Annotated in this window: 9 protein-coding genes and 1 pseudogene; 8 read left to right on the forward strand and 2 right to left on the reverse strand. The window is 66.6% G+C overall.

Translation table 11 applies throughout. The annotated features are described in order from the left end of the window. Window positions 1-6 precede the first annotated feature (6 nt). The 5 genes from odhB (at window position 7) to pilH (ending at window position 5,075) form a co-directional block, all read left to right on the forward strand. The gene (odhB, locus tag FHW85_RS21585) at window positions 7-1,212 is read left to right on the forward strand and encodes a 2-oxoglutarate dehydrogenase complex dihydrolipoyllysine-residue succinyltransferase (protein WP_168649612.1); all 1,206 of its coding nucleotides are present in this window, start codon (window positions 7-9) and stop codon (window positions 1,210-1,212) included. Between the two features lie 178 nt (window positions 1,213-1,390). After that, window positions 1,391-2,818: a dihydrolipoyl dehydrogenase gene (gene lpdA, locus FHW85_RS21590; RefSeq protein WP_167257748.1), complete on the forward strand. Its 1,428-nt coding sequence runs from the start codon at window positions 1,391-1,393 to the stop codon at window positions 2,816-2,818. Window positions 2,819-3,006: 188 nt separating this feature from the next. Beyond that, complete coding sequence (locus FHW85_RS21595) at window positions 3,007-3,603, forward strand: TIGR00730 family Rossman fold protein (protein WP_167257749.1); 597 nt, start codon at window positions 3,007-3,009, stop codon at window positions 3,601-3,603. A 23-nt stretch (window positions 3,604-3,626) separates the two neighbouring features. Further along, window positions 3,627-4,625 carry a YhdH/YhfP family quinone oxidoreductase gene (locus tag FHW85_RS21600; RefSeq protein ID WP_167257750.1) on the forward strand — a complete coding sequence of 333 codons (999 nt, stop codon included), beginning with the start codon at window positions 3,627-3,629 and terminating at the stop codon, window positions 4,623-4,625. A gap of 84 nt (window positions 4,626-4,709) precedes the next feature. After that, window positions 4,710-5,075 (forward strand): twitching motility response regulator PilH, encoded by a 366-nt coding sequence (gene pilH, locus FHW85_RS21605; RefSeq protein ID WP_026634409.1) that lies wholly within the window; start codon window positions 4,710-4,712, stop codon window positions 5,073-5,075. Window positions 5,076-5,284: 209 nt separating this feature from the next. On the opposite strand, the gene FHW85_RS21610 is transcribed toward pilH, so the two are convergent. Beyond that, on the reverse strand, window positions 5,285-6,184 hold the full coding sequence (locus FHW85_RS21610) for a J domain-containing protein (RefSeq protein ID WP_168649613.1): 900 nt from the start codon (window positions 6,182-6,184) through the stop codon (window positions 5,285-5,287). A gap of 110 nt (window positions 6,185-6,294) precedes the next feature. Then, window positions 6,295-6,630 (reverse strand): annotated as a pseudogene (locus tag FHW85_RS21615) (Hsp20/alpha crystallin family protein); the annotation flags it as partial. Between the two features lie 245 nt (window positions 6,631-6,875). Here FHW85_RS21615 and FHW85_RS21620 point away from each other — a divergent pair. The 3 genes from FHW85_RS21620 (at window position 6,876) to FHW85_RS21630 (ending at window position 9,097) form a co-directional block, all read left to right on the forward strand. Beyond that, the gene (locus FHW85_RS21620) at window positions 6,876-7,364 is read left to right on the forward strand and encodes a peroxiredoxin (RefSeq protein WP_168649614.1); all 489 of its coding nucleotides are present in this window, start codon (window positions 6,876-6,878) and stop codon (window positions 7,362-7,364) included. Between the two features lie 205 nt (window positions 7,365-7,569). After that, window positions 7,570-8,718, forward strand: a complete 1,149-nt coding sequence (locus FHW85_RS21625; RefSeq protein WP_168649615.1) for a M23 family metallopeptidase — start codon at window positions 7,570-7,572, stop codon at window positions 8,716-8,718. Window positions 8,719-8,794: 76 nt separating this feature from the next. Beyond that, a complete protein-coding gene (locus tag FHW85_RS21630) occupies window positions 8,795-9,097 on the forward strand; it encodes a hypothetical protein (RefSeq protein ID WP_168649616.1) in 303 nt (100 codons plus the stop codon). Window positions 9,098-9,260 lie beyond the last annotated feature (163 nt).

Below are 9,260 nucleotides of genomic sequence, written 5' to 3' on the forward strand. Positions count from 1 at the left end.
GACCCGATGTCCATTGAAGTCAAAGTGCCCGTTCTGCCCGAGTCTGTCTCCGACGCCACCATCGCCACCTGGCACAAGAAGGTCGGCGACGCGATCAAGCGCGACGAGAACCTGGTCGACCTCGAGACCGACAAGGTGGTGCTCGAAGTGCCGGCTCCGGTCGACGGCGTGATCAAGGAACTGAAGTTCCAGTCCGGCGACACCGTGACCAGCCAGCAGGTCATCGCGGTGATCGAGGAAGGCGCCGTGGCCGCCGCGTCGGCGCCCGCCGCCGCTGCGCCGGCTGCCGCCCCCGCCCCGGCCGCCGCGGCTCCCACCGCCGCCAAGGGCAGCGCGGACCTGTCCCCGGCCGGCCTGCGCGTGGCCACCGAGCAGAACATCGACGCGTCGAAGGTCGCCGGCACCGGCCGCGACGGCCGCGTGACCAAGGAAGACCTGGTCAACTACGGCAAGGGCGGCGCCGCTGCCGCGCCGGCCGCCGCAGCCCCGGCCGCGAAGCCGACCCCGGGCGCGCGTCCGGAAGAGCGCGTGCCGATGACGCGCATCCGCGCGCGCATCGCCGAGCGCCTGATGCAGTCGAAGAACTCGATCGCCATGCTCACCTCGTTCAACGAAGTGAACCTGGCCGAGGTGGTGAAGATGCGCAAGACGCTGGGCGAGCAGTTCGAGAAGTCGAACGGCGTGAAGCTCGGCTTCATGAGCTTCTTCGTCAAGGCCGCCGCCGAGGCGCTGAAGCGCCACCCGGTGATCAATGCCTCGGTCGACGGCAACGACATCGTCTACCACGGCTACCAGGACATCTCGATCGCCGTGTCCACCGACAAGGGCCTGGTCACCCCGGTGCTGCGCGACGTGCAGGACAAGAGCTTCGCCGACATCGAGAAGGGCATCCTGGAGTACGCCAAGAAGGCGCGCGACGGCAAGCTGGGCCTGGACGACCTGCAGGGCGGCACCTTCACCATCACCAACGGCGGCACCTTCGGCTCGCTGCTGTCGACCCCGATCGTGAACCCGCCGCAGAGCGCGATCCTGGGCATGCACACCATCAAGGACCGCGCCATCGTCGAGAACGGGCAGGTGATCGCCGCGCCGATGATGTACCTGGCGCTGAGCTACGACCACCGCATCATCGACGGCAAGGACGCGGTGCTGTTCCTGGTCGACATCAAGAACCAGCTCGAGAATCCGCAGCGGATGCTGCTCGGTCTTTGATCGCCTTTGCGATCAAAGACCGGGGAATCGGGAATCGTGAATAGGGAATAGTAAAAACCCCTCCCACGATTCCCGCTCTTCGCTGCCTTGATTGGTTGATGGAATAGCGGGTCGCCCTCATAGCATCCTGGCTTTTCCGATTCCCTATTCCCCCTTCCCTATTCCGCGAGCGAATAACATGAGCGAGCAACAATTCGACGTCATCGTCATCGGCGCCGGCCCGGCCGGCTACGTGGCCGCGATCCGCGCCGCGCAGCTGGGCCTGAAGACCGCCTGCATCGACGCCTTCACCGGCAAGGACGGCAAGCAGGCGCTCGGCGGCACCTGCCTCAACGTGGGCTGCATTCCGTCCAAGGCGCTGCTGGATTCGTCCAAGCAGTTCCACAACCTGACGCACAACTTCGCCGTGCACGGCATTACCGCCGACAACGCGAAGATCGACGTGGCCACCTTCGTCGGCCGCAAGGACAAGATCGTCAAGCAGTTCACCGGCGGCATCGGCCAGCTGTTCAAGGCCAACAAGGTCACCGCCTTCTACGGCACCGGCAAGCTGCTCAAAGGCAACAACGTCGAGATCACCGCGAACGACGGCAGCAAGCAGACCATCAGCGCGACCAACGTGATCCTGGCTTCGGGCTCGGTGCCGATCGAGCTGCCGTTCGCCAGGTTCGACAACAAGTTCATCGTCGACAACGCCGGCGCGCTGGATTTTCCGGAAGTTCCGAAGCGCCTGGGCGTGATCGGCGCCGGCGTGATCGGCCTGGAACTGGGCAGCGTGTGGGGCCGCCTGGGCGCCGACGTGACCATCCTCGAAGCGCTGCCGGACTTCCTCTCGGTGGCCGACGCCGACGTGGCCAAGATCGCCGCCAAGGAATTCGCCAAGCAGGGCCTGAAGATCAAGCTCGGCGCCAAGCTGACCAAGGCCGAGGTCAAGGGCAACGAGGTTGCGCTCACCTATGAAGACAAGGACGGCGCGCACGAGCTGGTGGTGGACAAGCTGCTGGTGGCGGTGGGCCGCCGCGCCTACACCGCCGGCCTGCTGGCCGACGACACCGGCGTGAAGCTGGACGAGCGCGGCCGCATCGTGGTCGACAACCACAACCACACCGGCGTGGACGGCGTGTGGGCCATCGGCGACGCCGTGCGCGGCCCGATGCTGGCGCACAAGGGTTCCGAGGAAGGCGTGGCGGTGGCCGAGTGGATCGCCGGCAAGGCCGGCCACGTCAACTTCGACACCATTCCGTGGGTGATCTACACCGAACCGGAAATCGCCTGGGCCGGCAAGACCGAGAAGGAACTGAAGGACGCCGGCATCCCCTACAAGGTGGGCACCTTCCCGTTCGCCGCCATCGGCCGCGCCGTGGCGATGAACGAGGCCGTCGGCCAGGTGAAGATGCTGGCCCATGCCGAGACCGACCGCCTGCTCGGCGTGCACATGGTCGGCCCGGGCGTGTCCGAGCTGATCGCCGAAGCCGTGGTGACGATGGAGTTCAAGGGCTCCGCCGAAGACCTGGCCCGCATCGTCCACGCCCACCCGACGCTGTCGGAAGCCGTGCACGAAGCCGCGCTGTCGGTGGACAAGCGCGCGATCCACAAGGGCAACTGAGGTCAGGACGACCTCATCCCGGACGGCGCGGGCTGCGCGTCGAGCCGGGATCCAGGCATCACCGGCGCGGCCCGTCCATGGCGACATGGGCGGGCCGTCCGTTTTCGGGGACAGCTCCGAAAAGCCGGCTTCCTTCACATCCCCGCGACCTGCCGTCGCCCCCTAATTCCTTTTCCCCGGAGACCCCCATGCCCCAGCCCACCGCCATCTGCGTCTATTGCGGCTCGAGCCCGGGCGGCTCGCCGGAATACACCGAGCAGGCGCGCGCCTTCGGCGCCGAGATGGCGCGGCGCGGCATCGCCCTGGTCTACGGCGGCGGCAAGGTCGGCCTGATGGGCACGGTGGCCGATGCGGTACTGGCGGGCGGCGGCAAGGTGATCGGGGTGATCCCGCGCCAGCTGGTGGAGCGCGAAGTGGCGCACGCGGGCCTGAGCGAACTGGAAGTGGTCGAGACCATGCACCAGCGCAAGACCCGCATGTTCGAGCGCTCCGACGCCTTCGTCGCCCTGCCCGGCGGCTTCGGCACCATGGACGAGATGTTCGAGATGCTGACCTGGGCGCAGCTGGGCCTGCACAGCTTCCCTTGCGCCTTTCTCGACGTGCGCGGCTACTATCGCCAGCTGCGCGGCATGCTCGACCACATGGTGGACGAGCGCTTCGTGCGCGCCGAGCAGCGCGACAGCGTGTGGTTCGGCGACAGCATGGAAAAACTGTTCCACTGGATGGAGCACTACCAGGGCCACTACAGCCCCAAGTGGATCGACCGCAGCAGCGTCGAAGCCTGACCCATCCTTCCGGACGCCACGCCATGAGCGACATCGAGTTCCGCGCCTTCCGTATCCACAACGACGGCTCCGGCTATCGCGGCGGCATCGAAACCATGAGCACCGCCGCGCTCAGCGCCGGCCAGGTGCTGGTGAAGACGGCCTGGTCCTCGGTCAACTTCAAGGATGCATTGGCCGGCACCGGCAAGGGCAAGATCCTGCGCCAGTACCCGCTCAACGGCGGCATCGATGCGGCCGGCATCGTGGTGGCTTCCACCGACCCCAAGTTCAAGGAAGGCGATGCGGTGCTGTGCACCGGCAGCGGCCTTTCCGAAGTGCGCGACGGCGGCTACGGCGAATACGCGCGCTTCGACGCGCACTGGACCATCCCCCTGCCCGCCGGCCTCAGCTTGCGCGAAAGCATGGTGCTGGGCACCGCCGGCTTCACCGCCGCGCTGGCCCTGCTGCAGATGGAAGACAACCGCCAGACGCCGGCGCTGGGTCCGATCGCCGTCACCGGCGCCTCCGGCGGCGTGGGCATGCTGGCGATCGACATGTTCAGCCGCGCCGGCTACGACGTGCATGCGATCAGCGGCAAGGCCGACCATTTCGACTTCCTGCGCAGCCTCGGCGCCAGCGCCTGCATCGATCGCCACGAGCTGGTGTTCAGCGGCAAGCCGATGGATTCGGCGCGCTTCGGCGGCGCCCTGGACAACGTCGGCGGCGCCATGCTGGCCGGCCTGCTGCCGCTGGTGGCGCCCTACGGCAACGTGGCGATCTGCGGCAATGCGGGCGGCATCGCGTTCGACAGCACGGTGATGCCTTTCATCATCCGCGGCGTCAACCTGCTGGGCGTGGCCTCGGCCGGCACCGCGCGGGACCAGCGCGAGCGCGTATGGGAAAAGCTGGCGGGCGAGTGGAAACCGCGGCACCTCGACCGGATCGCCACTCGCGAAGTGAGCCTGGATGAGCTGCCGGGCGTTTTCGAGCGCATGCTGGCAGGCGACTCGTTCGGGCGCACAGTTGTGAGACTTGAAGTGTAAAGCCCAAGCTGAACCGACTTGGAAGAGCCGCTAGCGCGGCTTAGAATCCTTCGAAACACGAAACAACAAGGGGACTCCCACCTTATGGCACGTATTCTGATCGTCGACGATTCGCCGTCGCAGTTGCTGGGCATCAAGCGCATCGTCGAGAAGCTGGGGCACGAGACCCTGACTGCGGAAGACGGCGCCGCCGGCGTGGAGGTGGCCAAGCGCGAGAAGCCCGACCTCATCCTGATGGACGTGGTCATGCCCAATCTCAACGGCTTCCAGGCCACGCGCACCATCAGCAAGGATCCGGAAACGCAGCACATCCCGGTGATCCTGGTGACCACCAAGGACCAGGAAACCGACAAGGTGTGGGGCCTGCGCCAGGGTGCGAAGGCCTATGTGACCAAGCCGATCAAGGAAGAAGAGCTGGTGGAGACGCTGAAGGGTCTGCTGCCGGCCTGAACTCATCGGGCAAAGCAGTACAGAAAAACGGCGCCCTGGGGCGCCGTTTTTTTATTGATGATTGCCTCGGTACTTAATCCTGATTCCTTCTCCCACCGGGAGAAGGTGCCGGCAGGCGGATGAGGGTTCGGCCGGAGCCGTGCGCATCACTCTTGCGCTCCGCCCGTACCCTCACCCCAACCCCTCTCCCGGTGGGAGAGGGGCTTTAATCAACGCCGCGGATCGAATCCTTCGAACTCATCGCGCAACGCCTCATAGGCTTTTTTCTGCGCCTCCGACTCCGCCGCCGGCGCACGGATCGACAGTTCCACCAGCTGGTCGCCCGGATGCGCTCCCGGCAGGCCACGCCCCTTCAGGCGCAGCTTGCGGCCCGACTGCGAGCCGGCGGGGATGCGCAGGTCCACGGTGCCGGCCAGGGTCGGCACCGGCACGGTGGCGCCCAGGGCGGCTTCCCAGGGGGCGATGGGCAGCACGTGGAGCACGTTGCGGCCGTCCAGGCGGAAGCGCGCGTCGTCGCGGAACTGCACTTCCAGCAGCAGGTCGCCGCTGGGGCCGCCGCCGCGGCCGGGGTGGCCCTGGCCGGACAGGCGGATCACCTGGCCGGGCTGGATGCCGGCGGGGATCTTCACTTCCAGCACGCGCTCGTTGCCGCTGCCGTCGTGCAGGGCCACGCGCGTGCGGCCGCCGTCGAAAGCGGTCTGCAGCTCGATCTGCACCTGCGCCTGGATGTCGCTGCCGCGGCTGGCGCGGGCCTGGCCGTGCGCGCCGCCGGCCGCGCGGCCGAACAGGCTTTCGAAGAAGTCGCTGAAATCGCCGCCGCCACCGCCGCCGAAATCGAAGTTCTGGCCCTGGCCCCAGCCCGGCGGCGGACGGAACTGTTCGCCGCCGCGGTAGCCGCCGGCGCGCAGGTTGTCGTAGGCGCGGCGCTTTTCCGGATCGCGCAGCACTTCGTTGGCCTCGTTGATGGCCTTGAACTTCTCCTCGGCGCCCGCGTCCTTGTTCTTGTCCGGATGGTATTTGCGGGCGAGCTTGCGATAGGCCGCCTTGATCTCGGCCTCGCTGGCGTCCGCTTTCACGCCCAGGGTGTCGTAATAGTCTTTGAATTCCACTGCCACTCCCGCCAATGGCTGCTGCAAGTCCAAACAACGCGGACGGCCCGCCACGGATCATGGTCCGTGGCGGGCCGTAGCCGCAACACGCAAGCGTCTGATGTGCGCGCTTAGTGCGTGGTTTCGATGGTGATGCGGCGCGGCGCGCTCTCGGCCCGCTTGGGGATCGACACTTCCAGCACGCCGTGGCGGCCATGCGCGGTGATGCCTTCCGCATCGGCGCTGTCCGGCAGCGCGAAGCGGCGCAGGAAGGCGCCGTGCGCGCGCTCCACGCGGGTGTGGCGCTCGCCCTCGGCCGGGGCCTCCTGCTTGCGCTCGCCCTTGATGGTGAGCACGCCCTTGTCCATGCTCACTTCGATGCCGGCCGGGTCGATGCCCGGGATGTCGGCCAGAATCACGAAGCGCTTGTCGTCTTCCTTGATGTCCACGCGCGGCGCCCACTGCGCCTCGCCGGTGTTGGCATTGACGGGCTGCTCCACTTGGAACAGATGGTCGCCCAGGCGCTGCCGGGGCCAGGAAAGCGTACGTCCCAGATACATGGTGAATCCTCGAACAGGTTTGCGGTGCCATCACCGCCTGCCTGGATAGATAGGTGCACGCCGCGGCGATTCAAGATGACCAGCCAAGACGACAGCCGCGGCCCCGAGGCGCTAGCATCCCCGCGTTTACCCTTTCTGCAGAGTGCGTTCCCATGACCACGATCCAGCCCGGCCAGGCCCTGCCCGACCTCGAGATCAAAGCCATCGTCGACGGCCAGATCGAAACCCGCCAGACCGCCGCGCTGTTCGGCCAGCACAAAGTGGTGCTGTTCGCCGTGCCCGGCGCGTTCACGCCGACCTGCTCCAACAAGCATCTGCCCGGCTACGTGCAGCGCTTCGCGCAATTCCAGCAGCGCGGCATCGACGTGATCTGCATGGCGGTCAACGATGCCTATGTGATGCAGGCCTGGGCACGCGACCAGAAGGTGCCGCCCGGCATGCTGATGCTGGCCGACGGCAATGGCAGTTTCACCCGCGCGCTGGGGCTGGAACTCGACGGCGCTTCGTATGGCATGGGCCTGCGTTCGCGCCGCTTCGCGCTGTATGCGGAGAACGGCGTGGTGCGGCAGCTGCAGGTGGAAGCGCCGGGCGAATTTCGCGTGTCCAGTGCCGAAGCGATGCTGGCCGCACTGGACGCTTAGCAACCTCTCGGTACCGACCGGCGTAGGTTGGGGTGAGCCGCAGGCGAACCCCAACACCGTGGGGCGCCCGCCATTGGTCATGGTGTGTGGGCACTAGCGCGCCGCTTCGTGGTCTCCCACATTGGCCGGCATCGCCATCGGGGGACTCATGAAATCCGCTTCGACGTTCGGCCAGCTCCTTCCCTTCGCCATCGCGCTTCTCGGCATGTCGCTATCCCCCGCCTTCGCGCAGCGCGCCCCCGTCGTGCAGACCTTCGACCTGCGCGTGCCGTGGCAACCTCAGCCGGTCAAGGTCAACGGCCAATGGCAGCTGCTGTACGAGCTGCACGTGGACAACTACGCCGCCGACCCGCTGCAGCCGAAGCAACTGCGCGTGCTCGATGCCGACAACGGCCACGTGCTGCGCGACTACGACGAAACCGCTCTGCGCGCGCTGCTCGGCGGGCCGGGCATGTCCGGCAAGAAAGGCGATGCGACGATCGCGCCGGGCGCGCATGCCGTGGTGTATCTCAACCTGAGCTTCGACGAAGCGCCGGCGGACCTGCATCTCACCCACGAACTCAGCGCAGCACGCGACGACGGTACGGCGGTGCAGGCGCAAGGCGGCCAGCTCACGCTGCGGCATGGGCCCGCACCCGTGGTGTTCTCGCCGCCGCTGCGCGGTGGCTACTGGGTCGCCATCTACGACAGCGCCTGGCCGCGCGGCCATCGCCGCACGCTGTACGCGGTGAACGGCGCGGTGCACGTGCCCGGACGCTTCGCCGTCGACTGGATCAAGGTCGACGCGCAGGGCCGCTACACCCAGGGCGATCCCACCGACAAGAACCACTGGCTCGGCTACGGCGAAGAAGTGCTGGCTGTAGCGGACGGCAGGATCGCCGCGGCGCTGGACGGCATGCCGGAGCCGGCCAAAGTCGACCCCGGCAAACCCACCCGAGTGCCGCTGCAGGACGCCACCGGCAACTACGTGAGCCTGGACCTGGGCAGTGGGCACTACGTGTTCTACGAGCACCTGAAGACCGGCAGCATCACGGTGAAAGGCGGCCAGGCAGTGCATCGCGGCGACGTGATCGGACGCCTCGGCTACACCGGTGAAACCACCGGCCCGCATCTGCATATGCATGTCGCCGACGCGAACGTGCCGCTGGATGCGGAGGGCCTGCCTTATGCGTTCGACCAGTTCGGCTGGGTCGGCAGCTATGCCTCGATCGGCGATTTCGGCGAGCAGAAACACTGGCTGCCGTCGGCCAGCGTCATGGTGCGCCGAGGAGAACTGCCGGCGCCGCTGTCGGTGCTGAGCTTTACGCCGCCGTATGTCTTCAAAGCAGTATCCCCGACGACGAAATCGCCTTGATCGGGAAATACCTCAAGGAATAGTCCTAGGTGACCGGATACATCTACGGTCACCTTCACTATTCGAATGCTTATCCATGGATCTTCGTCACACCGGCCGCACGCGGCCCGCCTTCGGTTTCGCCATCGCCACCCTGCTGCTGTCGCCCGCTGCCGCGCAAGCCGAGCAAGGGCGGATTCAATTCACCGGAAGATTGGTGGCGCCTGCGGCGCCGTTGAGCGTTGCCGGTGTGCATGTGTTGCCGGATGGGAACTCGGCTGTCGCGCGCAAGCAGTTGTTGAGTGCTGCGCTGGCCAGCGGCGATACACCGGAGCTGCTGAGGTATTTCACTGGCTATGCCAGGAGTGATGCGCGGTTGACTATTACCACTTACGAATAAGTTTGGCGTGGTGGGTTTGGTGTTGTTCCGGCGTAGGACGGGGTATATCGCCTGGTTTTTGCGGTGTGGCGATTTGGCCGCTTATGCAGCGGGCATTTCGGACGCCTGCCGGCGCCCGAGTCACTTTCTCTTTGCTGGCTCAAAGAGAAAGTAACCAAAGAGA

Origin of the sequence: Dyella sp. SG609, assembly GCF_012275375.1 — a bacterium.
Lineage (GTDB): Bacteria > Pseudomonadota > Gammaproteobacteria > Xanthomonadales > Rhodanobacteraceae > Dyella_D > Dyella_D marensis.